Annotated in this window: 22 protein-coding genes and 1 tRNA gene; 20 read left to right on the top strand and 3 right to left on the bottom strand. The window is 67.4% G+C overall.

Annotated elements, in window-relative coordinates; genetic code table 11:
• Positions 1-19: 19 nt before the first annotated feature.
• The 8 genes from ribD to hisF all read left to right on the top strand — a co-directional run bounded on the left by ribD (position 20) and on the right by hisF (position 6,125).
• Positions 20-1,135, top strand: a complete 1,116-nt coding sequence (ribD, locus tag AC1DEM_RS18775) for a bifunctional diaminohydroxyphosphoribosylaminopyrimidine deaminase/5-amino-6-(5-phosphoribosylamino)uracil reductase RibD (RefSeq protein WP_476885847.1) — start codon at positions 20-22, stop codon at positions 1,133-1,135.
• On the top strand, positions 1,135-1,821 hold the full coding sequence (locus AC1DEM_RS18770) for a riboflavin synthase (RefSeq protein ID WP_476885802.1): 687 nt from the start codon (positions 1,135-1,137) through the stop codon (positions 1,819-1,821). Before ribD ends, AC1DEM_RS18770 begins: the two co-directional genes overlap by 1 nt.
• Positions 1,818-2,531 (top strand): 3,4-dihydroxy-2-butanone-4-phosphate synthase, encoded by a 714-nt coding sequence (gene ribB, locus AC1DEM_RS18765; protein WP_476885801.1) that lies wholly within the window; start codon positions 1,818-1,820, stop codon positions 2,529-2,531. The genes AC1DEM_RS18770 and ribB overlap by 4 nt, the downstream gene beginning before the upstream one ends.
• A 46-nt stretch (positions 2,532-2,577) precedes the next feature.
• A complete protein-coding gene (ribA, locus tag AC1DEM_RS18760; protein WP_476885846.1) occupies positions 2,578-3,240 on the top strand; it encodes a GTP cyclohydrolase II in 663 nt (220 codons plus the stop codon).
• A 139-nt stretch (positions 3,241-3,379) separates the two neighbouring features.
• A complete protein-coding gene (gene ribH / locus AC1DEM_RS18755; protein WP_476885800.1) occupies positions 3,380-3,865 on the top strand; it encodes a 6,7-dimethyl-8-ribityllumazine synthase in 486 nt (161 codons plus the stop codon).
• Positions 3,866-4,053: 188 nt separating this feature from the next.
• On the top strand, positions 4,054-4,317 hold the full coding sequence (locus AC1DEM_RS18750) for a phosphoribosyl-ATP diphosphatase (RefSeq protein WP_018772463.1): 264 nt from the start codon (positions 4,054-4,056) through the stop codon (positions 4,315-4,317).
• Positions 4,318-4,421: 104 nt separating this feature from the next.
• Entirely contained in the window at positions 4,422-5,264 is an 843-nt protein-coding gene (gene hisG / locus AC1DEM_RS18745; RefSeq protein WP_476885799.1) for an ATP phosphoribosyltransferase, read from the top strand.
• Between the two features lie 84 nt (positions 5,265-5,348).
• Positions 5,349-6,125 carry an imidazole glycerol phosphate synthase subunit HisF gene (hisF, locus tag AC1DEM_RS18740; protein ID WP_476885798.1) on the top strand — a complete coding sequence of 259 codons (777 nt, stop codon included), beginning with the start codon at positions 5,349-5,351 and terminating at the stop codon, positions 6,123-6,125.
• Positions 6,126-6,242: 117 nt separating this feature from the next.
• Here the strand turns inward: hisF and AC1DEM_RS18735 are convergent, their stop codons facing one another.
• Positions 6,243-6,887 (bottom strand): TIGR03085 family metal-binding protein, encoded by a 645-nt coding sequence (locus AC1DEM_RS18735; RefSeq protein WP_476885797.1) that lies wholly within the window; start codon positions 6,885-6,887, stop codon positions 6,243-6,245.
• Positions 6,888-7,063: 176 nt separating this feature from the next.
• Here AC1DEM_RS18735 and hisI point away from each other — a divergent pair, with 176 nt between their 5' ends.
• The 11 genes from hisI (at position 7,064) to pyk (ending at position 22,642) form a co-directional block, all read left to right on the top strand.
• Positions 7,064-7,510 carry a phosphoribosyl-AMP cyclohydrolase gene (gene hisI, locus AC1DEM_RS18730; protein WP_476885796.1) on the top strand — a complete coding sequence of 149 codons (447 nt, stop codon included), beginning with the start codon at positions 7,064-7,066 and terminating at the stop codon, positions 7,508-7,510.
• A 114-nt stretch (positions 7,511-7,624) separates the two neighbouring features.
• On the top strand, positions 7,625-9,202 hold the full coding sequence (locus AC1DEM_RS18725) for an anthranilate synthase component I (RefSeq protein WP_476885795.1): 1,578 nt from the start codon (positions 7,625-7,627) through the stop codon (positions 9,200-9,202).
• The gene (locus AC1DEM_RS18720) at positions 9,202-9,846 is read left to right on the top strand and encodes a Trp biosynthesis-associated membrane protein (protein WP_476885794.1); all 645 of its coding nucleotides are present in this window, start codon (positions 9,202-9,204) and stop codon (positions 9,844-9,846) included. The genes AC1DEM_RS18725 and AC1DEM_RS18720 overlap by 1 nt, the downstream gene beginning before the upstream one ends.
• Before the next feature lie 96 nt (positions 9,847-9,942).
• Positions 9,943-10,230: an HGxxPAAW family protein gene (locus AC1DEM_RS18715; RefSeq protein ID WP_229995248.1), complete on the top strand. Its 288-nt coding sequence runs from the start codon at positions 9,943-9,945 to the stop codon at positions 10,228-10,230.
• 2 nt (positions 10,231-10,232) lie between these two features.
• Positions 10,233-11,051 (top strand): indole-3-glycerol phosphate synthase TrpC, encoded by an 819-nt coding sequence (gene trpC, locus AC1DEM_RS18710; protein WP_476885793.1) that lies wholly within the window; start codon positions 10,233-10,235, stop codon positions 11,049-11,051.
• Positions 11,052-11,176: 125 nt separating this feature from the next.
• On the top strand, positions 11,177-12,529 hold the full coding sequence (trpB, locus tag AC1DEM_RS18705; protein WP_476885792.1) for a tryptophan synthase subunit beta: 1,353 nt from the start codon (positions 11,177-11,179) through the stop codon (positions 12,527-12,529).
• Positions 12,526-13,359, top strand: coding sequence for a tryptophan synthase subunit alpha (gene trpA / locus AC1DEM_RS18700; protein ID WP_476885791.1), 834 nt, complete (start codon positions 12,526-12,528; stop codon positions 13,357-13,359). The genes trpB and trpA overlap by 4 nt, the downstream gene beginning before the upstream one ends.
• A 3-nt stretch (positions 13,360-13,362) precedes the next feature.
• Complete coding sequence (gene lgt / locus AC1DEM_RS18695) at positions 13,363-14,709, top strand: prolipoprotein diacylglyceryl transferase (protein WP_476885790.1); 1,347 nt, start codon at positions 13,363-13,365, stop codon at positions 14,707-14,709.
• Positions 14,710-14,975: 266 nt separating this feature from the next.
• Positions 14,976-19,592, top strand: a complete 4,617-nt coding sequence (gene gltB, locus AC1DEM_RS18690) for a glutamate synthase large subunit (protein ID WP_476885789.1) — start codon at positions 14,976-14,978, stop codon at positions 19,590-19,592.
• Positions 19,585-21,042: a glutamate synthase subunit beta gene (locus AC1DEM_RS18685; RefSeq protein WP_476885788.1), complete on the top strand. Its 1,458-nt coding sequence runs from the start codon at positions 19,585-19,587 to the stop codon at positions 21,040-21,042. Before gltB ends, AC1DEM_RS18685 begins: the two co-directional genes overlap by 8 nt.
• A 97-nt stretch (positions 21,043-21,139) precedes the next feature.
• Positions 21,140-22,642, top strand: coding sequence for a pyruvate kinase (gene pyk, locus AC1DEM_RS18680; RefSeq protein ID WP_476885787.1), 1,503 nt, complete (start codon positions 21,140-21,142; stop codon positions 22,640-22,642).
• Positions 22,643-22,745: 103 nt separating this feature from the next.
• On the opposite strand, the gene AC1DEM_RS18675 is transcribed toward pyk, so the two are convergent.
• The gene (locus AC1DEM_RS18675; protein WP_090581781.1) at positions 22,746-23,351 is read right to left on the bottom strand and encodes an ANTAR domain-containing response regulator; all 606 of its coding nucleotides are present in this window, start codon (positions 23,349-23,351) and stop codon (positions 22,746-22,748) included.
• A gap of 203 nt (positions 23,352-23,554) precedes the next feature.
• Between AC1DEM_RS18675 and AC1DEM_RS18670 the strand changes: the two genes are divergently transcribed.
• Positions 23,555-23,636, top strand: a tRNA-Leu gene (locus tag AC1DEM_RS18670).
• A 348-nt stretch (positions 23,637-23,984) separates the two neighbouring features.
• Here AC1DEM_RS18670 and AC1DEM_RS18665 read toward each other — a convergent pair.
• Positions 23,985-24,143 (bottom strand): hypothetical protein, encoded by a 159-nt coding sequence (locus AC1DEM_RS18665; protein ID WP_476885786.1) that lies wholly within the window; start codon positions 24,141-24,143, stop codon positions 23,985-23,987.
• Between the last annotated feature and the right edge of the window lie 320 nt (positions 24,144-24,463).

Genomic DNA, 24,463 nt, shown 5'->3' with positions numbered 1-24,463 from the left:
CCCTGCCGAGAATGCGGCAATGCAGGCTGCCCTCGCCGCCGCGGCGCAAGGCCCGCGGGGCGCCAACCCGCTCGTGGGCGCCGTCGTCGTTGGAACCGACGGAACACTCCTGGCCACCGGATACCACCGCGGGGCCGGGACGGCCCACGCCGAAGCGGACGCCATCGCCCAGGCGAAGGCGGCGGGCCTGGACCTTCGCGGCGCCGCGATCGTGGTGACCCTGGAGCCCTGCAACCACTGCGGGCGCACCGGACCCTGCGCGCAGGCGATCATCGACGCCGGCATCACCGACGTCATCTACGCCGTCGACGATCCCCATGATCCGGCCGCCGGCGGGGCCGGGACGCTCCGCGCCGCCGGCGTCCGGGTCCGTTCCGGGCTGGCGGCCGACGCCGCGCTGGACCTGAACCGGCGCTGGTTCGAGGCCGTCGCCGCCAAACGGCCCTTCGTCACCCTGCATATCGCGCAGACCCTCGACAGCCGCATCGCTGCCAGCGATGGCACCAGCCAGTGGATTTCGAGCCCGGAATCGCTTGCCGACAACCACGCCCTGCGGGGACGGATTGACGCCATCCTGGTGGGCACCCAGACGGTGCTGATCGACAACCCCCGCCTCACCGCCCGGAACGCCGACGGCGAAGCAGACGGCAAGCAGCCCCTGCGCGCGGTCATGGGGTACCGGGGCATTCCCGAGGACGCCGCCATCCACGGGGCGGACGGCAACGTCCTGCATCTGGCCACGCGCGATCCCCGCGAGGCCCTGGACCAGCTGTTCGCAAGCGGCGTCCGGCACCTCATGGTGGAAGGCGGCTCCCGGATCCTGAGCGCGTTCCTTGCGGCCGGCCTGGTGGACGAACTGATCGTCTACCTGGCTCCGACACTGCTCGGCTCCGGCACGGCCGCCTTAGAGGATCTGGGCATCACCACCCTGGCCGAAGCCCAGCAGTGGGAATGGGACGCGGCATCCGGGGGCGCCGTCCAGGTCCTCGGCCGCGACCTCCGGCTCCATCTCCGCCCGGCTACCCCGTCTGCCTCGGCCGGGCCGGCCACTCCGTCTGCCCCGGCCGCCACATCTACTTCATCCGATACAACCCCGCACCGCACCGGCGCGGACACCGCCGCAGGAGGCAATTGATGTTTACCGGAATTATCGCCGAGCAGGGGAAGGTGCTCTCCGTTGAGCGCAACGGTGACAGCAGCGCCACAGTTCGGCTCCACGCGCCCGGCACCACGGACGGCTTAGCCCTGGGCGGTTCCATCGCAGTCAACGGCGTCTGCCTCACCGCGACGCAGATCGATGGCAGGGACTTCAGCGTCGACGTCATGGGCGAGACCCTTGACCGCAGCACCATCGGAGAACTCGCCGCGGGCGATCCGGTCAATCTGGAACGCTGCGTGCCCGCCGGGGGACGGCTGGACGGTCATGTCGTGCAGGGACACGTCGACGGCGTCGGCCAACTCCTGGAGCGCGAAGGGCTTGGCAACTGGGATCGGCTCCGGTTCGCCGTGCCGGCCGGACTCGCGCGGTACATCGCCGAAAAGGGATCCATCGCCGTCGACGGCGTCTCCCTCACCGTCGCGGCCGTCAGCCCGGCCAACGAACCCGCCCCCTGGTTTGAAGTGGGGCTGATCCCCACCACCCTCGCCGAGACCGGCCTGGGCCAGAAGCCCCTCGGCGGCCACGTCAACCTTGAAGTCGACGTCCTGGCGAAGTACACCGAGCGCCTCCTGTCCTTTGCCGGCGGATCGTCGCCCGCAGCGCACAGGGCGCCAGAAGTTCCCGCCGGAGAATCCGCACCCACGGAAAGGGCCGCGAAATGAGCCGCGTCACAGACCACGTCAAAGACCAAGCAGGCCTGCCAGAGGCGTTCCGCGCCGCCGACGCCGGCCGGTTGGGTCTCGATCCGATCGAGGATGCCATCAGCGCCATGGCAGCCGGGCGCCCCGTCCTGGTGGTGGACAACGAGGACCGCGAGAACGAAGGCGACATCATTTTCGCCGCCGAGCACGCGACCCCGGCCCTGATGGGCTGGACTGTCCGCTACAGCTCCGGCGTGATCTGCGTACCGCTCGACGGCGACCGGGCCGATGCCTTGGCCCTGCCGCCGATGGTGGCCGTCAACGAAGACGCCAAGGGCACCGCCTACACCGTGTCCTGCGACGCCGCGGTGGGGATCAGCACCGGAATCTCCGCCACGGACCGCGCCCTGACGGCCCGGATCCTGGCGGACCCGGAAAGCCAGCCAAATTCATTGACCCGTCCCGGGCATGTTTTTCCGCTCCGCGCCGTTAACGGGGGAGTGCGGGAACGTCCCGGCCACACAGAGGCGGCCGTGGACCTGTGCCGGCTGGCCGGACTGGAGCCCGTGGGAGTGATAGCAGAGGTTGTGTACGACAACGGAGAAATGATGCGGCTGGACGGATTGCGAGGCTTCGCCCTTGAGCATGGTTGCCCCCTGATTTCGATTGCGGATCTGGTGGCGTACCTTGAAACTGAACAGCACGGCAGCCACGCAACGGACCCCGTCTGATGGAGGAGAAATAGTGACGACTTCGGAGACCCGAGAAGAGATGGCCATGGCGCGCCAGCCGCATCCGGTCAGCGCCGGACCCATCGTTCAGCTGCCTACCGCCTTTGGCGATTTCGTGGCGCAGGCCTGGACCGATCTGGCCACCGGCGCGGAACACCTGGCTGTCAGTTCACCGTTGGCCCCGGCTGATGGCCTGCCCCCGCTGGTCCGCCTCCATTCGGAGTGCCTCACTGGCGATGTGTTCGGTTCCTACCGCTGCGACTGCGGCGAACAGCTGGCCTATGCTCTTGAGCTGATCAACGAACTCGGCGGCACCCTACTCTACCTGCGCGGCCAGGAGGGCCGCGGGATCGGCCTGGCGAACAAGATGAAGGCCTATGCCCTGCAGGAGGCCGGGTTCGACACCGTGGAGGCCAATGAGCAGCTCGGGCTGCCGGTCGATGCGCGCTGCTACAAGGCCGCCGCCCAGATCCTCGCGGAGATGGGACTCCACGAGATCAGGCTCCTGAGCAACAACCCGGACAAGCAGGACCGGCTCGCCCAGGCAGGCGTCAGGGTGGTTGAGATGGTCCCCACGGAGGTTCCCTCCCGCGAACAGAACATCCGCTACCTGCAGACCAAGAAGGACCGGATGGACCATCTCCTGGTCCTGGACGGTGAACCCGCGCCGGCCGCCAGCCTGCCCGGGTTCGAGCCCGACCAGGATTGACCGGGCGGCGCTGCAGGCTGCCCCAACCCGCTTCGCCCCGTTTCCTGCCAGCTTGTCCGGCCGTCCTGCCCAGGACGCCGGACAGCGAGGCTGCCAGGCCAGCGGCCCAACCACCAGACTTAACAGCAAGGATTACCCTATGAGCGGCCACGGCGCCCCCCAGATCGACCTCAGCACCTTCAAGCCGGAGGAAACTTCACAGCTCAAGCTGGCCATTGTGGCCGCAAGCTGGCATACCCGGATCATGGACGGACTGCTCGACGGCGCCCTGCGCGCCGCCAAGGACGCCGGGATCAATGAGCCGACGGTCCTGCGCGTGCCCGGCACATTTGAGCTCCCCGTCGCTGCGGCCCGGCTGGCACCGCACTTCGACGCCGTCGTGGCGCTGGGCGTCGTCATCCGGGGCGGCACGCCGCACTTCGAATATGTCTGCGAGGCAGCCACCCTGGGCCTGACCGAGGTCAGCGTCCGCACCGGTGTTCCCGTGGGCTTCGGCGTGCTGACGTGCGACACCGAGCAGCAGGGGATCGACCGGGCCGGCCTGCCGGGATCCACTGAGGACAAGGGGCACGAGGCGGTTACCGCTGCTTTGGCCACCGCAGTGACCCTCAAGCAGTTCGGCTAAGCCCTCAAGCTGCGGCCCTAAGCTGCGGGCCCAGGCTGCAGCCGGGGCCGGCGCGGGCGCCATCCTGGCCGCCCTGGCCGCCCGCGCCGGCTGTGTTCGCTGTGTTGTATGTGTGTCGCCTCACTTCCCCTCCGTCATGCAACGGCACGGCGGGCGTTCCCGCGCCGGGAGCAAGTAGGCTTGGGGGCGTGAAGAATTTCGAGTCGCTGTTCGCAGAACTGAGTGAAAAGGCCGCCGTCCGCCCGGAAGGCTCCCGCACCGTCGCTGAACTGGATTCCGGAGTCCATGGCATCGGCAAGAAGGTCGTGGAGGAAGCAGCCGAGGTCTGGATGGCTGCCGAGTATGAGTCCGATGAAGCCGCGGCCGAGGAAATTTCGCAGCTGCTGTACCACCTGCAGGTTCTGATGCTCGCCAAAGGACTCACCCTGGAAGACGTCTACAAGCATCTCTAGCCGCGCCCGCACCGGAAACCGCCGTGACTTCGCTGGCGGATCCCGTGCACCGCGTGGCCGATGTGCCCCCACAGATCCTTCCGAACCCAAGAAAGACTTTTCCCATGCTGAGAGTTGCCGTCCCGAATAAGGGATCCCTGTCCGAAGCTGCCGCGGCCATGCTGGCCGAGGCCGGCTACCGCCAGCGCCGCGATACCCGCGAGCTGGTCATGGTGGACCCCGACAACGATATTGAGTTCTTCTTCCTCCGCCCCCGCGACATTGCCGTGTATGTGGGCCAGGGAACGCTCGACGTCGGTATCACCGGCCGCGACCTGCTGCTGGACGCAGAGGTCGAGGCTGAGGAGCTGCTGCCGCTGGGCTTCGCCGCTTCGACCTTCCGCTTCGCCGGCCCGATCGGCGACTTCAGCAACGTCACCCAGCTCGAAGGCAAGCGCCTGGCCACGAGCTACGACGGGCTGCTGCGCGGCTACCTGGCCGAGCGCGGGATCAACGCCAAGGTGGTCCGCCTCGACGGCGCCGTGGAATCCTCCGTCCGCCTCGGCGTCGCGGACGCGATCGCCGACGTCGTTGAGACCGGCACCACGCTGAGGGCCGCCGGCATGGAGATCTTCGGCGAGCCGATCCTGAATTCCGAGTCGGTGCTGATCGGCCGCAAGGGCGAGCAGAACCCGGCCACTGAGGTCCTGATCCGCCGGCTCCAGGGAGTCCTCGTGGCCCGGCAGTACGTGATGATGGACTACGACATCCGCAAGGAACTCGTGGAACAGGCCGCAGCACTCACCCCGGGCCTGGAATCGCCCACGGTCTCGCCGCTGCGCGATTCGGACTGGGTGGCCGTCCGCTCAATGGTGCCCAAGCGGGAAACCAACCGGATCATGGACGAGCTCTACGACCTCGGCGCCCGCGCCATCCTGGTCAGCAGCATCCACGCCTGCCGCATCTAGGCGCCCCCGCCGGGTCCGGCCAGCGGGTTCCTCCGGAAATCACCCCTGCCGCAATTAGCCTCCAGCAAAACATCAGGAGAAGTCATGACTGTTGCCGTGCGCGTCATCCCGTGCCTCGACGTCGATGCCGGCCGCGTGGTCAAGGGCATCAACTTTGAGGGTCTCCGTGACGCCGGGGACCCGGTGGAACTGGCACACCGCTACGACAACAGCGGCGCCGACGAGCTGACCTTCCTTGACGTCACGGCGTCCTCCGGCAACCGGGAGACCACGTTCGACGTCGTCCGCCGCACCGCCGAGGAAGTCTTCATCCCGCTGACGGTCGGCGGCGGCGTCCGCGGCGTGGCTGAGGTGGACAAGCTCCTGCGCTGCGGCGCGGACAAGGCCGCCATCAACACCGCGGCCGTGGCCCGGCCGGACGTGATCGACGAGATCACCCGGCACTTCGGTTCCCAGGTCCTGGTGCTCTCCCTCGACGCGCGGCGCACCCGTCCGGGCTCGCAGCCCACGGCGTCCGGCTTCGAGGTCACCACGCACGGCGGACGGCAGGGGACCGGGATCGATGCCATCGCCTGGGCTCGGGAAGCTGCGGACCGCGGGGTGGGTGAAATCCTGCTGAACTCGATCGACGCCGACGGCACCAAGGACGGCTTCGACCTGGAACTGATCCGTCTGGCGCGGGGCGGGGTCAAGGTCCCGCTCATCGCCTCCGGCGGCGCGGGCAAGCCGGAGCACTTCCCGCCGGCCGTGGCAGCAGGGGCAGACGCCGTCCTGGCGGCCTCGGTCTTCCACTTCGGCCCGCTGGACATGATCGCGCAGGTCAAGGCCGCGATCCGCGAGGCAGGCTTCGAAGTCCGCTGATTCCATCGGATCAAAGCAACGCGGGGTCACTTACCGCCCATCCCGGAAGGGTTTATGGGCCGTAAGTGACCCCGCGTTGTTTGGTTCTGCGGAGGTCCTGCGGAGGTTCGGGAGGAGTTAGAGGCCGACTTCGGCGGACTGCAGGAGCGCGACGGCGTCGGGCTGGCCCTCGAACGTCACCAGGGCGTGGCGGGTGCGGCCGTGGGCGTGCATGAGCAGCTCGCCCGGCTCGCCGACGATGGCCACGGACACGGGAGCGCGTTTGGCCACATGACGCGGACCGGACGGGCTCACCAGCACAATGCCCAGATCCACGCCGCGGTACAGGATGGCGGCGCGCTTGACTAGCTCATCCCACAAAGCGTCCGAGTAGGCCTGGTCCAGAGCCCGCGGGGCCCAGCGGTCCACGGCGCGGCGGACGTCCTCGGTGTGCACAAAATACTCGATCAGGTTGGAGCTCTCGTCCAGGGCCTTGATCCGCAGCGGCGAGAGCGCCGGGGGGCCGGAACGGAAGTCGTTGATGAGCTTGGCGTAGTCCTCGGGGGTCTTCAGAGAGCTCGCCAGTTCGGCTGTCGCATGGTCTGAGGCCTTGGAGAGGCGTTTGATCAGCAGGCCGAGTCCGACGGCGATTTTCCGCTCGCGCAAGTACAGGTGCGCCGCAAGATCGCGCGTGAGCCAGCCTGCGCAGAGCGTGGCGGCATCAGGGCCGGCCGCAAGCAGGGTTTCGGCCAGGACTTCTCGGGACGGTTCGACGAAATGCATCACTTGTGAAACTAGCACGAGACGGCCGCGAGTGGGCACAGGAATCGCCGCCGTGACCGTGCCTGGCGGCATGATCCGGCGGGTGAGCACTGCAGGCGCCGCGATTGGGCCACAGTGTTAAGCGACGGGACGGCCCGCAGGCCGCCGGCACGCCCGGAGGCACTAGACTTGATCTGATGTCTGAGCAGCCCGCCCCCGCCCCCAGCCCCGTCAATGACAGTGCCATCCCCGTCACCAGCGCTGTCGGTGGCAGTCCCGTCAACGGCAGCCCCCTGCCGGCCGGACTGGCGGACGCCCTGAAGCGGGACAGTGCAGGACTGGTGGCCGCGATCGTCCAGCAGTTCGATACTCACGAGGTCCTGATGCTGGGCTGGATGGACGATGAGGCGTTGCACCGCACCATGACCAGCGGCCGCGTGACGTTCTTTTCGCGGTCCCGCCAGGAGTACTGGCGCAAGGGTGACACCTCCGGGCATGTGCAATGGGTCAAGTCGCTCGCCATGGACTGCGACGGCGATGCCCTGCTGGTCCGCGTCGACCAGGTCGGCGCAGCCTGCCACACGGGAACCCGGACCTGCTTCGACGGCCGCGAGCTCGACGCCGTCGTCGGCCACGGGGGCTAAGCCCCTGCAGTAGGAGACCCGCAACAGGACACACAGCTTCACGAACCGGACCCACACAGATCCATGACCGGATCCGGGACCGGTCCACCTAAAGAACAGGCGGAAAGCACAGCCATGCAGGACCTTGGAATCATCAGCCCCGGCCTCGAAGAGTTCCGTGAACTCGCAGGCCACAGCCGCGTCATCCCCGTCCGGCTCAAGGTGCTGGCTGACGCCGAAACCCCGATCGGGCTCTACCGCAAGCTCGCCCAGGGCCAGCCTGGCACGTTCCTGATGGAATCGGCGGCGGTCGGAGGCGCCTGGTCCCGCTATTCCTTCATCGGCTCCCGCTCCCGGGCGACCCTCACCACCAAGGACGGCAGTGCGCACTGGCTGGGCGAGCCCCCGGTCGGTGTGCCGCTGGACGGCAGCCCGGTGGACGCCATCCGCGACACCGTTGCGGCGCTCCGCACCGAACGCTTCGACGGCCTCCCGCCGTTCACGTCCGGCCTGGTCGGATTCCTCGGCTGGGAAACAGTCCGGCACTGGGAGAAGCTGACCACCCCGCCGGAGGACGACCTCCAGCTGCCGGAAATGGCCCTCAACCTCGTCACGGACATGGCGGTCCACGACAACATGGACGGCACCGTCCTGCTGATCGCCAACGCCATCAACTTCGACAACAGCACCGAACGCGTCGACGACGCCTGGCACGACGCCGTCGCCCGCGTCAAAGCCCTGCTGGACAAGATCAGCCGCCCCGTGGAACAGCCTGTCTCCGTGCTCGAAACGGCCGCCCTGGATTTCGCGTCGAGCGTGCAGGAACGCTGGGACGAATCCGAATACCTGGCTGCCCTGGACCGCGGCAAGGAGGCGATCGTGGACGGCGAGGTCTTCCAGGTGGTGATCTCCCGCCGCTTCGAAATGGAGTGCGGCGCCGACCCCCTCGACGTCTACCGGGTCCTGCGGAACACCAACCCCAGCCCCTACATGTACCTCTTCAGCTTCGAGGACGCCGCGGGCCGCGAATACACAATCGTCGGCTCCTCGCCGGAGGCCCTCGTCACCGTCACCGGGGACGAGGTCATCACGCACCCCATCGCCGGGTCACGGCCGCGCGGCAAGACGGTGGAGGCGGACAAGGCGCTGGCCGAGGAACTGCTGGCGGACGAGAAAGAACGCGCCGAGCACCTCATGCTGGTGGACCTGTCCCGCAATGACCTCTCCAAGGTCTGCGTCGCAGGATCCGTCGACGTCACCCAATTTATGGAAGTGGAACGCTTCAGCCACATCATGCACCTGGTGTCCACGGTGGTGGGCGAGCTGGCCCCGGCCGCCAAGGCCTACGACGTCCTCAAGGCCACATTCCCGGCCGGTACCCTCTCCGGTGCCCCGAAGCCGCGGGCCCTGCGTCTTCTGGACGAACTTGAACCGCACCGGCGCGGCATCTACGGAGGCGTGGTGGGCTATTTGGATTTCGCCGGGGACATGGACATGGCGATCGCGATCCGCTCCGCCCTGCTCCGGGAAGGACGCGCCTACGTCCAGGCCGGCGGCGGGATCGTGGCAGATTCGGTCAACCCCACCGAGGCCCAGGAAACCGTCAACAAGGCCGCCGCCCCGCTCCGGGCTGTCCACACGGCCAGTTCGCTGCACAACATCAACGGTGACGCCGTCACCGACTCAGCACCCGACGCCGGGGCGGATTCCTGATGGGACAGCCGGAAGGAACCGTGAAGAGCACCACTCGTCCAGCCGTCCCCGGATGGGCCCGCAAGTCCACCCTGGTCCTGGTGATCGCCGCCCTGGCGCTGGCCGTGTTCGGGACCACCACCCAGACCTGGCTCACCGTGCACCTGGACCCCGCTCAGCTCGGCGCGGCCGTGGCCAGCCAGGACGGGCTGCAGGTCCAGGGCAGCAAGGCTGCCACCACTGTGACGGCCCTGGCCCTTGTCGCCCTCGCCGGCGGCCTCGCGGCCTCCATCGCCGGCCGCGTGGCCCGCTGGGTTATCACGGCGATCATCCTCCTCACGGCCGCGGGGATCGTGGCCGCGGCGGCCGTGGTGCTGGCGGACCCGCTGTCCGCCGCGCAGGGATCGATCGCTGCCGCCACCGGGATCAGCGGCAGCACCGTGCAGGTGGACGTGACAGTGTTCCCCCTTCTCGCCGTCGTCGCCGGTGCCCTGTTGGGAATTAGCGCCTTTGCGATCGTGCCGGCCGGCCGTTACTGGAAGAGCCGCACCAAATATGACGCGGCAGCCGCCGGCGGAACTGCAGCCGGTGGTGCTGCCTCGGCCGCGCCCGCGGACGAGATTGACAGCTGGGACCGGTTGTCCCGCGGTGACGACCCCACCTGAGCCGATGCCGCGGCGAGCAACGGTGCCGGCAACGGTGCCAATAACGCCGCCAAAAAATGGCAGAATGTAAGCAGTATTCATCCTGAGGAGATTTCAATGAGCAAAGCCACTGTTTCCGCATCCACGTCCGCTGCGCCGAAGGGCGTCTACGACGACGTCGATCACAGCGAAGCGCCGGGTCACGGCAACAGCCCGGCCGCATGGACTTGCGTGATCGTGATGCTGGTCGGCGCCCTCATTGCGTCCATCGCCTTCGTCATCGCCAACACCCCCATCTTTGTCGCGGGTGCGGCAATCATGGTGATCGGCCTGCTCGCCGGCTGGGCCATGCGCAAGGCCGGCTACGGCGTCGGCGGCAGCAAGCTGAAGAACTCCGGCCACTGAGCGTGAGCGTTCTCGACGACATCAACGCCGGTGTCCTGGAGGATATGCAGGCACGCCAGCGCCTGGTCACGCTCGCGGAACTGAAGGAGCGCGCCGCCGCGGCAACGCCCGCCCGTGACGCCTGGGCCGCCCTGGGCGGGACCTCCAGCACCCGGGACCAACTCAAGGTCATCGCCGAAGTCAAGCGCCGCAGCCCGTCCAAGGGCAGGCTCGCGGACATCGCCGATCCCGCGTCCCTCGCCGCGCAGTACGCCGACGGCGGGGCGGCAGTGATCAGCGTCTTGACCGAGGAACGCCGCTTCGGGGGCTCCCTCGCGGACCTCGACGCCGTCCGGGCCGCAGTGGACATTCCGCTGCTGCGCAAGGACTTCATGGTGGACGAGTACCAGATCTGGGAGGCCCGGGCCCATGGTGCCGACCTGATCCTGCTGATCGTGGCCTCGCTCTCTGACGCCCAGTTGCGCGAATTCACGGCCCTCAGCCGCGGGCTCGGCATGAACGTGCTGGTCGAGACGCACACCGCCGAGGAAATCGAGCGCGCGGTCGCCGCGGAGGCCCGGATCATCGGCGTCAACGTGCGCAACCTCAAGACGCTCGACGTCGACCGTTCCGTTTTTGCGGAGCTGGCCGGCGGCATTCCCGCCGGCGCCCTTGTGGTGGCCGAATCCGGTGTGCGCGACGTGGAGGACGTCAAGCATTACGCGGCCCGCGGCGCCAACGCGGTCCTGGTCGGCGAGGCGCTGGTCAGTGACGCGACGCCCCGCGAGCGGATCGCCGAATTCATGGCTGCCGGCGCAACGGCGATCGCCGCCCGCGCCTGAGCCCGGCCGGTCCTGGCGCCTCCGTCCGGACCGTATGCGGTACCGGGCCCGCAATTTGCCCGGACAATGAGCGGATCTCGTCTGCAGATCCGCAAAGCTAGCAGTGGAACAGGATGGTGAGACTGATGGTCGATGCGCCAGCAGCCGGCTCTGACGAAAGTGCCGTGGACGCGTTCCTGCAGGGCGGCCGCCCCCAGGAGCCTACGGCACAGGGCGAACCGTCTCTGCGGCACGCCCCGGGGCCCTACTTCGGAGGCTACGGCGGGCGCTGGATGCCCGAGTCGCTCATCGCGGCCCTGGACGAGCTCGAGGACACCTTCGAGAAAGCCAAGGCCGACCCCGACTTCACGGCGCAGATCTCCGACCTGAACAAGAACTACTCCGGCCGCCCGTCGCTGCTGACCGAGGCCAAGCGCTTCGCCGAGCACGCCGGCGGGGTGCGGATCTTCCTCAAGCGCGAGGACCTCAACCACACCGGCTCGCACAAGATCAACAACGTTATCGGCCAGGCCCTGCTCGCCAAGCGGATGGGCAAAACCCGCGTCATCGCCGAGACCGGTGCCGGTCAGCACGGCGTTGCCAGCGCCACGGCGGCAGCCCTGCTGGGCCTGGAATGCGTGGTCTACATGGGCGCCGAGGACTGCCGCAGGCAGTCCCTCAACGTGGCCCGGATGGAGCTCCTCGGCGCCACGGTCATCCCGGTGACCAACGGATCCCAGACGCTTAAGGACGCCATCAACGAGGCCCTGCGCGACTGGGTCGCGAACGTGGGCAACACGCACTACCTCCTGGGCACCGCCGCCGGCGCGCACCCGTTCCCGGCAATGGTCCGCTACTTCCACGAGGTGATCGGCGAGGAAGCCCGGGGCCAGATCCTGGATCAGACGGGCCGGCTTCCGGACGCCGTTTGTGCCTGCATCGGTGGCGGCTCCAACGCGATCGGCATCTTCCACGGCTTCCTCGATGACCCCTCGGTCAAGATCTACGGCTTCGAGGCCGGCGGCGAGGGCGTCGAAACCGGACGCCACGCGGCCACCATCACCCTCGGCAAGCCCGGTGTGCTGCACGGTGCGCGCTCCTACCTCATGCAGGACGACGACGGCCAGACCATCGAGTCCCACTCCATCTCGGCGGGCTTGGACTACCCCGGGGTCGGCCCCGAGCACTCCTACCTCGCCGACATCGGTCGGGTCAGTTACGAGCCCATCACGGACAGCGAAGCCATGGAGGCCTTCCGGCTCCTGTGCCGCACCGAGGGCATCATCCCCGCCATCGAATCTGCCCACGCCCTCGCCGGCGCCATCAAGGTGGGGCAGCGGCTCGCCTCCGAGGATGCCAGCACGGCGTCCGAGAAGATCGTGATCGTGAACCTCTCCGGCCGCGGCGACAAGGACGTGGCGACCGCCGCGGAATGGTTCGACCTGTTGGACAAGGACTCACCCGAAGCCGAAATCGCCAAAGAGGGGGAACAGCTGTGAGCACCAGCCAGGACGGCACGCAGAACGCCGCCGAGCACGCCAGCAAGTCGGCAGCGGCCATTGACCGCGCCCGCGCCCAGGGTCGGGCGGCCTTGATTGGCTACCTGCCCGCCGGCTACCCGAGCGTTGCAGACACCATTGCGGCCGGCATCGCACTGGCCGAGAACGGCGCCGACCTCATCGAGATCGGCATCCCGTACTCCGATCCGGTCATGGACGGCCAGGTCATCCAGGCGGCCACGACGGAGGCCCTGGCGAACGGTTTCCGCGTCCGGGAGGTCTTCGACGTGGTCCGCGGCATCACGAGCAAGACCGACGCCGCCGTGCTGGTCATGACCTACTGGAACCCCGTGGTCCGGATGGGCGTGGATGAGTTCTCCCGCCGCCTGGCCGAGGCCGGGGGAGCCGGGCTGATTACGCCCGACCTCATCCCGGACGAGGCCGCCGAATGGATGGCAGCCTCGGAGAAGTACGGACTGGACCGGGTGTTCCTGGTGGCCCCCTCGTCTTCCCCCGAACGCATGAAGCGCACTGTCGACGCGAGCCGCGGCTTCGTGTACGCCGTCTCCATCATGGGCGTCACCGGCGCCCGGACCTCGGTCAGCTCGGCGGCCAGGAATGTTGTGGCCGCCGCGCACGCCGCCGGCGCCGAACGCGTCTGCGTGGGCCTGGGCGTCTCCAACGCCGGCCACGTCCGGGAGATCGCCGAGTATGCGGACGGTGTGATTGTGGGCACCGCCCTGGTCGCGGCAATCCGGGACGGCGGCGTGGATGCGGTAGCCTCCCTGACGAAAGACCTCAGCACCGGCCTTACCAAGGAAGAAGCGTAAGCAATGCAGTCAGTCCTCCACGCGGCGGCGATGATTCCCGCGAGCATTCCGAGCCCGAGCTGGTCCGGATTCGACATCCCGCTGCCGTGGGGAGCACTGCGTATCCACGCCTACGCCCTGTGCATCCTCGCCGGCATCATTGCCGGCCTGTGGCTCACGTCCGTCCGCTGGGCGCGTCGCGGCGCACCTGAGGGCAGCGTCTGGGACATTGCCATCTGGGCCATCCCGTTCGGCATCATCGGCGGACGGCTCTACCACGTGTTCTCCTCGCCGGATGCCTACTTTGGTCCCGGGTTCGATGGCACGGGCGACCTGTCCCTGATTCCGCAGATCCAGCGTGGCGGCCTGGGCATCTGGGGCGCCGTCCTGCTGGGCGCCGTGGGCGCCTGGATCGGGTGCCGGCGCGCCGGGGTGAAGCTGACCGCCTTCATGGACGCGGCGGCCCCCGGGCTGCTGCTGGCCCAGGCGATCGGCCGGTGGGGCAACTACTTCAACCAGGAGCTCTTCGGCGGCCCCACCACGCTTCCGTGGGGGCTGCAGATCGATCCCAACAGCCCGAACTTCCCGGCGGGCATGCCGCCAGAGACGCTCTTCCACCCGACGTTCCTCTACGAGTCGTTGTGGAACCTGGCCGGCGTGCTGATCCTGCTGGCCCTGGACCGGCGATTCAGCTTCCGCCGCGGCCGCCTCTTCTGCGTCTACGCCATGTACTACACCCTGGGCCGTGTCTGGATCGAGGCCATGCGGATCGACGACGCCGAGCAGATCAGCCTCTTCGGGATCACCACCAGGCTCAATGTCTGGACCAGCATCATCGTCTTTGCCGGTGCCCTGCTCGCCTTCATCCTTCTCGGCCTCCGCAAGCGCTCCGAGCCGGACACTGTGTTCCTGCCGGGCCGCGCACCGGCGGAGACTAAGCCGGTTGAGGCAGAGACGGACGCTGAAGCGGCCGACGTCGACCGCCCCGCCGACGTCCACCGCACCACCGACGCCGGGCGCACCACCGACGCCGGGCGCACCACCGACGCGACAGGCGCCGCAGGTGCGGGAGGCACCACCGCCGGACCGGCCGCCGTCGTCGGGACGAACGAAGTGCGGGCGAATGACGCCGAGGGAGAACGCAGCACCGTTCCCGCGGAAGCAACAACCATCCGCCATGCGGACTCTGCTGTCTCAGATAGTGAATCCCGTGCTAATCTCCGGAATAACCAAAGCGGACCAGTTCGCGCATCCGAGGATGCGGACAAGGACTCCACCGGCGGCACCGCGCCCGCCACAGGAGCTCCGGCAGCCGGAGTATCCGGACGCCAGGGAACTGGAAGCGCGCCGGAGGCTGAGGGCACCAAGTAGCTCAGCAGCGGTATCTCGGGTTGCGGAGCCACCGCTCGCAGGACCCGAACCCCCACAGCGTCGTGGCAAGAAGGCTTGCTGCGGACAGCAGATCGACGCTGTCCGTGCAAGCCTGGGCCAGCACCTGCGTAACTGTTAGTACAGGAGGCCGGGCTGGCCTACAATTCCAGTTAGAAAAACACTCTGTTGCGCCCATCACACCGGCCTGCTGAGTGGGGCCAATGTTGTCCCTCCCATACGCACGATCAGGAGGAAGGACGTCTCCAATGACCCAAACTCTTCACAGCCCCAGCTGGTCCGATCCGGACCCGACTTCGGCTGCCGAGTCACCCTTCAGCCGGTTCGCGGCGATTCCGGCAGCTGCCGGTCTCTACAACCCGGAGAACGAGAAGGACGCCTGCGGCCTGGCCATCATCGCCACGCTCCGCGGCGAGCCCGGCTATGACATCGTCGACGCCGCCCTGACCGCCCTGCGCAACCTCGAGCACCGAGGTGCCGTGGGCGCCGATGAAGGTACCGGTGACGGCGCCGGCCTCCTCATGCAGGTGCCGGACGAATTCTTCCGCGCGGTTACCGACTTCGAACTTCCGGCCCCCGGCCAGTACATCGTGGGAACCGCCTTCCTGCCCGCCGAGCAGCGCGAATCCGACGCCGCACGCGCCGGCATCGAAGGCCTCGCCGCAGATGAGGGCCTGACAGTCCTGGGCTGGCGCGACGTCCCGATCGTGGCCGACCTGGTCGGGGCCATGGCCCGGGCCTGCATGCCGCACTTCTCGCAGCCCTTCTTCGCCTCCAGCACCGGCGAAACCCTCGAGCGCAACGAGCTCGATTCCCGCGCCTGGCGGATCCGCAAGCGCGCCCAGAACAAGTTCGGCGTGTACTTCCCGTCGCTGTCCTCGCGGACCATCGTCTACAAGGGCATGCTCACCACTGCGCAGCTGGAGCCGTTCTACCCGGACCTGTCGGACAAGCGCTTTAAGACCAAGCTCGCGATCGTCCACTCGCGCTTCTCCACCAACACGTTCCCGTCCTGGCCCCTTGCCCAGCCGTTCCGCACCATCGCGCACAACGGCGAGATCAACACTGTCAAGGGCAACCGGAACTGGATGCGGGCACGCCAGTCGCAGCTGGCCAGCCCGCTGCTGGGGGACTCACCCGAAGAGCTGTTCCCGATCTGCACCCCGGGTGCCTCGGACTCCGCCTCGTTCGACGAGGTCGCGGAACTGCTCTGGCTCTCCGGCCGGCCCATCACGCACTCGATCATGATGATGATCCCGGAGGCGTGGGAAAACCACGCCACCATGGATCCGGCCCGCCGTGCCTTCTACGAGTACCACTCGATGCTCATGGAGCCGTGGGACGGACCGGCGGCCGTCTCCTTCACCGACGGCAATCTGGTCGGCGCCACCCTGGACCGCAACGGTCTGCGCCCTGGCCGGTACTGGATCACCGAGGACGGCCTCATCATCTTCGCCTCCGAGGTCGGCGTGATCGACGTCGAACCCTCCAAGGTGGTCAAGAAGGGCCGCGTCTCGCCGGGCAAGATGTTCCTGGTCGACACCGAGGCAGGTCGGATCATCGACGACGCCGAGGTCAAGGCAGAGGTCGCCGCCGCGAACCCGTGGGCCGAATGGGTCAAGGACAACCTGATCGACCTCAACCACCTGCCCGAACGCGAGCACGTGGTCCACACCGCCGCCTCAGTCAACATCCGCCAGCGGACCTTCGGCTACACCACCGAGGAACTGAAGATCCTGCTGGGCCCGATGGCCCGCACCGGCGCCGAACCTCTTGGTGCCATGGGTTCCGACACCCCGGTGGCCGTGCTCTCCAAGCGGCCGCGGCTGCTCTTCGATTACTTCGTGCAGTCCTTCGCGCAGGTCACCAACCCGCCGCTGGATGCCATCCGTGAAGAGCTTGTCACGTCCCTGATGTGCGCGATCGGCCCGAACGGCAACCTGCTGGACACCACCCAGGTCCGCCAGCCGCAGGTCTCGCTGCCGTTCCCCGTGATCAACAACGACCAGCTCGCCAAGATCGCGAACATCGAGAGCGCCGACGGCGGCAAGGTCGCCATGAAGGTCCGCGGACTGTACCGCCCGGAAGGCGGCGAGAACGCCCTCCGCGCCCGGCTCACCGAAATCTGCGAGCAGGTCTCCGGCGCCATCAACCGCGGCGTCCAGTACGTGGTGCTCTCGGACCGCGACTCGAACGCCCAGTGGGCCCCGATCCCGTCCCTGCTGCTCGTCAGCGCCGTGCACCACCACCTCCTGCGCAGCGCCAACCGGACCAAGACCGCCCTCGTGGTGGAGGCCGGCGACGTCCGCGAGACGCACCACGTCGCCGTACTCATCGGCTACGGCGCCTCCGCCGTGAACCCATACCTGGCCATGGAATCCGTGGAACAGCTCATCGCCACCGGCGACGTCGTGGGCGTCACAGCGCAGGACGGCGTCTACAACCTGATCAAGGGCCTCGGCAAGGGCGTCCTGAAGATCATGTCCAAGATGGGCATCTCCACCGTGGCCTCCTACACGGGCGCCCAGACCTTCGAGGCCCTCGGCCTCGGCCAGGACCTGGTGGACGAGTACTTCTCCGGCACACATTCCCAGCTCGGCGGCGTCGGCCTCGAAGTCATTGCCGCCGAAGTCCTGGCCCGCCACCGCATGGCCTACCCGGAGAACGGCATCGAACTGCCGCACCAGCCCCTGCTCGGCGGCGGCGAATACCAGTGGCGCCGCGACGGCGAACCCCACCTGTTCAACCCCGAGACCGTCTTCCGGCTCCAGCACGCCACCCGTGAACGCCGCTACGACATCTTCAAGGCCTACACCCGCGGCGTGGACGATCAGTCCGAGAACCTCATGACCCTGCGCGGGCTGCTGAAGTTCAAGTCCGGTTCGCGTCCCGCGGTGCCGCTTGAGGAAGTGGAACCGGTTTCCAGCATCGTCAAGCGGTTCTCCACCGGCGCCATGAGCTACGGCTCCATCTCCAAAGAGGCCCACGAGACCCTCGCGATCGCCATGAACCGGCTGGGCGGCAAGTCCAACACCGGTGAAGGCGGCGAGGACGTGGACCGCCTGCTCGATCCCACCCGCCGTTCCGCGGTCAAGCAGATCGCCTCCGGCCGCTTCGGCGTCACCAGCCTGTACCTGTCCAACGCGGACGACATCCAGATCAAGATGGCGCAGGGTGCCAAGCCCGGCGAAGGCGGCCAGCTGATGGCGCAGAAGGTCTACCCCTGGGTGGCCCGCACGCGGCACTCCACCCCCGGCGTCGGCCTCATTTCGCCGCCCCCGCACCACGACATCTACTCGATCGAGGACCTCGCGCAGCTGATCTACGACGCCAAGCGCGCCAACCCCTCGGCCCGGGTGCACGTCAAGCTCGTCTCCGAGGTCGGGATCGGCACCGTGGCGGCAGGCGTCACCAAGGCCAAGGCCGACGTCGTGCTGGTTTCGGGCCACGACGGCGGTACCGGCGCCTCGCCGCTGAACTCGCTCAAGCACGCCGGTGTCCCCTGGGAACTCGGCCTCGCCGAGACCCAGCAGACCCTGATGCTCAACGGCCTGCGCGACCGTGTGGTGGTGCAGGTCGACGGCCAGCTCAAGACCGGCCGCGACGTCGTCATTGCCGCGCTGCTCGGCGGCGAGGAGTTTGGTTTCGCCACGGCTCCGCTGGTGGTCTCCGGCTGCATCATGATGCGCGTCTGCCACCTGGACACCTGCCCAGTGGGAGTCGCAACCCAGAACCCCGAGCTGCGCTCCCGGTTCAACGGCAAGCCCGAGTTCGTGGTGAACTTCTTCGAATTCCTTGCCGAGGAAGTACGCGAAATCCTCGCGGAACTGGGCTTCCGCAGCATCGAGGAGGCGATCGGCCATGCCGAGATGCTCGACTCCCGCGACGCGATCAACCACTGGAAGGCCGAGGGGCTGGACCTGGATCCGATCCTGCATGGCCTCGAGTTCGACAAGGATGCGCCGCTGCGCAACCTCACCGGCCAGAACCACGAACTCGACAAGCACTTCGACCAGCGCCTGATCGCCATGGCAGCCGAAGCGCTCAGTGACCGCACACCGGTGAAGATCTCCGTGAACGTCATCAACACGGACCGCTCCGTCGGCACCATGCTCGGCCACGTGGTCACGAAGACCTTCAGCACCGACGTCCTGGCCACGGACACCATTGACATCACGCTCAGTGGCACCGCCGGCCAGTCACTCGGGGCGTTCCTGCCGGCTGGCATCACGCTGCGCATGTTCGGCGACTCGAATGACTACGTCGGCAAGGGACTGTCCGGCGGCCGCATCATCGTCCGGCCGGACCGCACCAACGTGTTCCCGGCCGAGCGGAACGTGATCGCGGGCAACGTGATCGGCTACGGCGCCACGAGCGGTGAAATGTTCCTGCGCGGCCAGGTGGGCGAACGCTTCCTGGTCCGCAACTCAGGGGCCACCGCGGTGGCCGAAGGCATCGGTGACCACGGCTGCGAGTACATGACCGGCGGCCAGACGCTGATCATCGGCCGCACCGGCCGCAACTTCGGTGCCGGCATGTCCGGCGGCACGGCCTACGTGCTGGACCTGCAGACCGAACGCGTCAACAAGCAGGCCCTCGAGTCCGGTGAGCTGAAGCTGGTCGAGCTCGACGCCGAGGACCGCGACATCGTCCACGGGCTGCTGGTCAAGCACGTCGAGGAAACCGAGTCGCTGCTTGGGGCCCGGCTGCTCGAGAACTTCGATGACACCGCAGCCCGCATAACCAAGGTGCTGCCGCGCGACTACGCGGCCGTCCTGCAAACCCGTCTTGACGCCATCGAAGAGGGCCTGGACCCCGACGGCGAAGAAGTTTGGTCTCGAATCCTGGAGGTGACCGGTGGCTGATCCACGCGGATTTCTGAAAGTACGTCAGCGCGAAACCCAGCCCCGCCGTCCCGTTCCGGTCCGCATCATGGACTGGAAAGAGGTCTACGAGGCCCAGGAAAAGGGTGTCCTGAAGAGCCAGGCCGGCCGCTGCATGGACTGCGGCATCCCGTTCTGCCATCAGGGCTGCCCGCTGGGCAACCTCATTCCGGAATGGAACGACCTCATCTGGCGGGACAAGGGCGAGGAAGCGATGGAGCGGCTGCACGCCACCAACAACTTCCCCGAGTTCACGGGCCGGCTGTGCCCGGCCCCCTGCGAGGCGTCGTGCGTGCTGGGCATCAACCAGCCCGCGGTGACCATCAAGCAGGTTGAGGTGTCCATCGTGGACCAGGCCTTCGAGAACGGCTGGGTCAACCCCCTGCCGCCGGCGCGACTGACCGGCAAGACGGTCGCCGTCGTCGGTTCCGGGCCCGCCGGGCTCGCCGTCGCCCAGCAGCTGACCCGGGTGGGCCACACTGTGGCTGTTTACGAGCGCGACGACAAGATCGGGGGGCTCCTGCGCTACGGGATCCCCGACTTCAAGATGGAAAAAGAGCAGGTGGACCGCCGGCTCGAGCAGATGAAGGCCGAGGGCACCAGGTTCCGCACCGGCGTGGCCGTCGGCACGGACGTGACGTGGGAGCAGTTGCGCCGCCGGTACGACGCCGTCGTGATCGCCACCGGCGCCACCGTCCCGCGTGACCTGCCGATCCCGGGCCGCCAGCTCGAGGGCATCCACTTCGCGATGGACTACCTCGTGCCGGCCAACCGGGTGGTGGCGGGGGAGACCGTGGAGAACCAGATCAACGCCGCGGGCAAACACGTCGTCATCCTCGGCGGCGGCGACACCGGCGCCGACTGCCTCGGCACCGCGCACCGGCACCAGGCCGCATCAGTGACCACCCTCGCGATCGGCAAGCAGCCGCCCGTCGAGCGTGCCGGCCACCAGCCTTGGCCGACGTTCCCCACCTTGTTCGAGGTCGCCAGCGCGCACGAGGAAGGCGGCGAACGCACCTATCTCGCCTCCACCGTGGAGTTCGTCGGGGAAAACGGCAAGGTCACGGGCGTCAAGGTGGCGGAGACGGAATTCGTCGACGGCAAGCGCCTCCCGAAGGCCGGTACCGAGCGGATCGTCCCCGCGGACCTCGTCCTGCTGTCCCTGGGCTTCACCGGCCCCGAGCCTGCAGGGATCACCGCCCAGGTCCAGGCCGACTTCGACGGCCGCGGCAACGTGGCCCGGGACGGTTACTACATGACCAACACTGAGGGCATTTTCGTAGCCGGCGACGCCGGACGCGGCCAGTCGCTGATCGTCTGGGCCATCGCCGAAGGGCGCGCCTGCGCGGCCGCGGTGGACAAGTTCCTGATGGGCAGCACCATACTGCCGGCACCCGTGGCGCCGACCGACCGTGCGATGGCTGTTCTGTAGTTCAACAGCTCGAGTCCAGCAGGTCGAGTCCAACAGCTCGTCCGGGATTCATTTTCACTTCAACTTAATCCATGCAACAGACCACTAGGGTAGGTATATGAGACGCGCTAAAATCGTGGCCACTTTCGGACCGGCAATCGCAAGCTTCGAGAACACGCTGGCGGTGCTGGAAGCCGGCGTCGACGTGGCCCGTATGAACATGAGCCACGGCGATTACTCCGTGCACGACACCACCTACGAGAACGTCCGCAAGGCAGCGGGACAGCTCGGCAAGGCCGTGGCCATCATGGCCGACCTGCAGGGCCCGAAGATCCGGCTGGGCCGCTTCGTCGACGGACCGCACCTCCTTGAGGTCGGTGACACGTTCACGATCACCACCGAGGACGTTCCCGGTACCAAGGACATCTGCTCCACCACGCTCAAGTCCCTCACCGAGGACGTCAACCCGGGCGATGCCCTGCTGATCGACGACGGCAAGGTCGCGCTCCGCGCGATCGACGTCGACGCCGTCAAGGTGGTCGCCCAGGTGATCGTCGGCGGCTGGGTCTCGAACAACAAGGGCATCAACCTGCCCGGCGTGGCCGTCAACGTGCCGGCGCTGAGCGAAAAGGACGAGGACGATCTTCGCTGGGCCATGCGCCGCGGCGTGGACATGGTTGCCCTGTCCTTCGTCCGCGACGCTTCGGACATCGTCCGCGTGCACGAGATCATGGACGAAGAAGGCCGCCGCGTTCCGGTGATCGCCAAGATCGAGAAGCCGCAGGCCGTGGAGCAGCTCCCCGAGATCATCGACGCCTTCGATGCCATCATGGTGGCCCGTGGCGACCTCGGTGTGGAACTTCCCCTCGAGGAAGTGCCGATCGTGCAGAAGCGCGCCATTGAACTGGCGCGCCGCTGGGCCAAGCCGGTCATCGTGGCCACCCAGGTCCTCGAGTCCATGATCGAGAACCCGCGTCCGACCCGCGCCGAGGCCTCCGACTGCGCCAACGCCGTGCTCGACGGCGCCGACGCCGTCATGCTCTCCGGCGAGACAAGCGTGGGCAAGTACCCGATCGAGACCGTCAAGGTCATGGCCCGGATCATCGAGTCCACCGAAGAGCACGGCCTCGAGCGCGTCCCCCCGCTGGGCACCAAGCCCAAGACCCGCGGCGGCGCCATCACCCGCGCCGCCGTCGAGATCGCCGACCAGCTGGAAGCGAAGTACATCTGTACCTTCACCCAGTCCGGTGACTCGGCACGCCGCCTCTCGCGCTTGCGCCCCATCAAGCCGGTCTTCGCCTTCACCCCGGTGGAGCACGTCTGGAACCAGCTCGCACTCACGTGGGGCATCCAGCCGGTGCTGGTCCCGATGGTGGGCCACACCGACGAAATGACGGCCCAGGTTGACCGCAGCCTGCTCGAGCTGGACGTCGTCGAGGACGGTGACCTGGTGGTCATCGCCGCCGGTTCGCCTCCCGGAAAGGCGGGCTCGACGAACCTGCTGAAGGTTCACAAGGTGGGCGACCTTGCCGACATCGGCGGCCAGGGCGAAGCAGCCGTGACCAAGGACAAGGTCGGCCCGTGGCCGGAAAAGAAGAAGAAGAACCGGGCCCAGGCCTAGTTCTGAACGCTTGAAAGCTTGAACGCAAAAGGGAGGATCCCCGCCGGTTGGCGGGGATCCTCCCTTTTGCTTTGTGGCTTCGGTGCTTTGGGCCGGGCCGCTACTAGTTGACCTGGTTGATGATGGTCTCGGCCACCTCGCGCATGCTGAGGCGGCGGTCCATCGAGGTCTTCTGGATCCAGCGGAAGGCTTCCGGCTCCGTCAGACCCATCTTGGTGGTGAGGAGGCTCTTGGCGCGCTCCACGAGCTTGCGGGTGGCGAACTGCTCCTGCAGGTCAGTGACCTCGCTCTCGAGGGCCTTGATTTCCTCGTGGCGGGACAGCGCGATCTCCAACGCCGGGATGAGGTCCGCCGGGGTGAACGGCTTGACCACGTACGCCATGGCGCCGGCGTCGCGGGCGCGCTCCACGAGTTCCTTCTGGCTGAAGGCCGTCAGCAGGACCACTGGGGCGATCCGGGCCTTGACGATCTTCTCAGCGGCCGAGATGCCGTCCATGACGGGCATCTTGACGTCCATCAGGACCAGGTCGGGCTTGAGCTCCTCGGCAAGCTGCACGGCCTTTTCGCCGTTGTCCGCCTCGCCGACGACGTCGTAGCCTTCGCCGCGCAGGATCTCGATGATGTCCAGGCGAATGAGTGTCTCATCCTCTGCGACTACAACGCGGCGAGCCGGCTGGGAAGTGGGGGATGACTCCGTCTGTTCTGACACGGGAACTCCTTGGAAAGGTACGGCGGGAACTACACCATCATAGGTTTCGTCCGCCGATGTACTTGGACCGGCTTGGTTCGATGCGGCGTCACTGGCGCGATTCTGGAATTCAGCCTATCTGCATGTAGAGTAATTTCGCGCACTGGAAGCAATCGCGTTGCTCACAGCACTGTGGTTGAGTGATTGTTACAGGTGTACTCCGCGCCCGAGTGGCGGAATTGGCAGACGCGCCGCACTCAAAATGCGGTATCGAAAGGTGTGTGGGTTCGAGTCCCACCTCGGGCACGTGTTTTCCCTGTTCAGGGGCTTGTGAGCCTCTGACTGTGTACAAATCTCCTTTTATGGGCCCCTGCGGGGGCTCATTTTGTGGTGGCGTTGCGGTCTGGCAGCTCCTTCACTTGGCTTGGACAGCGGTTGCTGGGTACTCCTTCATGGCCGGGAGCGCTTGGAGCTGCATGACTTGCGGCCACTAGGGGTCAAATCCTCGTGGTCATCCCTGTTAGTGGTTGGAACTCCTGGAAACTGTCGTCATGACCTCGTTGATGTTCTCGAGCACCGGACAGGGCCGGGCAAACCGATGGAGTTTCGTAGCCACCCGGTTGCGGCCGGCCCGGACAGCCGCTAGGGCTTCGTTCATCCCCGGCCGTTCCCGTTCCTTCCGGTCACGCCGTGGTCACCATTGACCAGTGCACCGGGGACGACCAGACCCGCAGGCGCCTTGCGCTGCGGTGCCAGGCCCTGTTCGTTGGTGGAGATCCGGGCGTAGCCGATGGTCTGCGCGGGCAGGTGCAACTCTCGCGATTGTCCAACTTGAGAACAAACACTGAGCGCATTAACGCGATCGTCGTGGCGGTCACCCTGTTGCGGGCCCCGAGGATGCTCCATGGCTGCCCCCGCCATGCCGACGCGGACGGGCAGGTCGGACCCACGCGGCGTTTTGCGGGTACTCGAGCGGGTTCCTTTGGGCCGACGGCCGTCACAGGAGATGGGCATTCGTCGACGCGGTTCAGACCGACCCCCGGCCGGACGGAAGCTTTGGAAGCCGCACACTTCCAAAGTGGTTGTTCTCAGTCGTCGAGAGCCGCTGGGGGGCGCATTGCCTAACGAAGTAA

The organism is Arthrobacter sp. 05T420 (assembly GCF_056396305.1).
This window is presented reverse-complemented; position numbering and strand designations above follow the sequence as displayed.

Coding starts and splice junctions, on each gene's coding strand:
- ribD (WP_476885847.1), top strand. CDS start 20: ATGCAGGCTGCCCTCGCCGCCGCGGCGCAAGGCCCGCGGGGCGCCAAC.
- AC1DEM_RS18770 (WP_476885802.1), top strand. CDS start 1,135: ATGTTTACCGGAATTATCGCCGAGCAGGGGAAGGTGCTCTCCGTTGAG.
- ribB (WP_476885801.1), top strand. CDS start 1,818: ATGAGCCGCGTCACAGACCACGTCAAAGACCAAGCAGGCCTGCCAGAG.
- ribA (WP_476885846.1), top strand. CDS start 2,578: ATGGCGCGCCAGCCGCATCCGGTCAGCGCCGGACCCATCGTTCAGCTG.
- ribH (WP_476885800.1), top strand. CDS start 3,380: ATGAGCGGCCACGGCGCCCCCCAGATCGACCTCAGCACCTTCAAGCCG.
- hisG (WP_476885799.1), top strand. CDS start 4,422: ATGCTGAGAGTTGCCGTCCCGAATAAGGGATCCCTGTCCGAAGCTGCC.
- hisF (WP_476885798.1), top strand. CDS start 5,349: ATGACTGTTGCCGTGCGCGTCATCCCGTGCCTCGACGTCGATGCCGGC.
- AC1DEM_RS18735 (WP_476885797.1), bottom strand. CDS start 6,887: ATGCATTTCGTCGAACCGTCCCGAGAAGTCCTGGCCGAAACCCTGCTT.
- hisI (WP_476885796.1), top strand. CDS start 7,064: ATGTCTGAGCAGCCCGCCCCCGCCCCCAGCCCCGTCAATGACAGTGCC.
- AC1DEM_RS18725 (WP_476885795.1), top strand. CDS start 7,625: ATGCAGGACCTTGGAATCATCAGCCCCGGCCTCGAAGAGTTCCGTGAA.
- AC1DEM_RS18720 (WP_476885794.1), top strand. CDS start 9,202: ATGGGACAGCCGGAAGGAACCGTGAAGAGCACCACTCGTCCAGCCGTC.
- AC1DEM_RS18715 (WP_229995248.1), top strand. CDS start 9,943: ATGAGCAAAGCCACTGTTTCCGCATCCACGTCCGCTGCGCCGAAGGGC.
- trpB (WP_476885792.1), top strand. CDS start 11,177: ATGGTCGATGCGCCAGCAGCCGGCTCTGACGAAAGTGCCGTGGACGCG.
- lgt (WP_476885790.1), top strand. CDS start 13,363: ATGCAGTCAGTCCTCCACGCGGCGGCGATGATTCCCGCGAGCATTCCG.
- gltB (WP_476885789.1), top strand. CDS start 14,976: ATGACCCAAACTCTTCACAGCCCCAGCTGGTCCGATCCGGACCCGACT.
- pyk (WP_476885787.1), top strand. CDS start 21,140: ATGAGACGCGCTAAAATCGTGGCCACTTTCGGACCGGCAATCGCAAGC.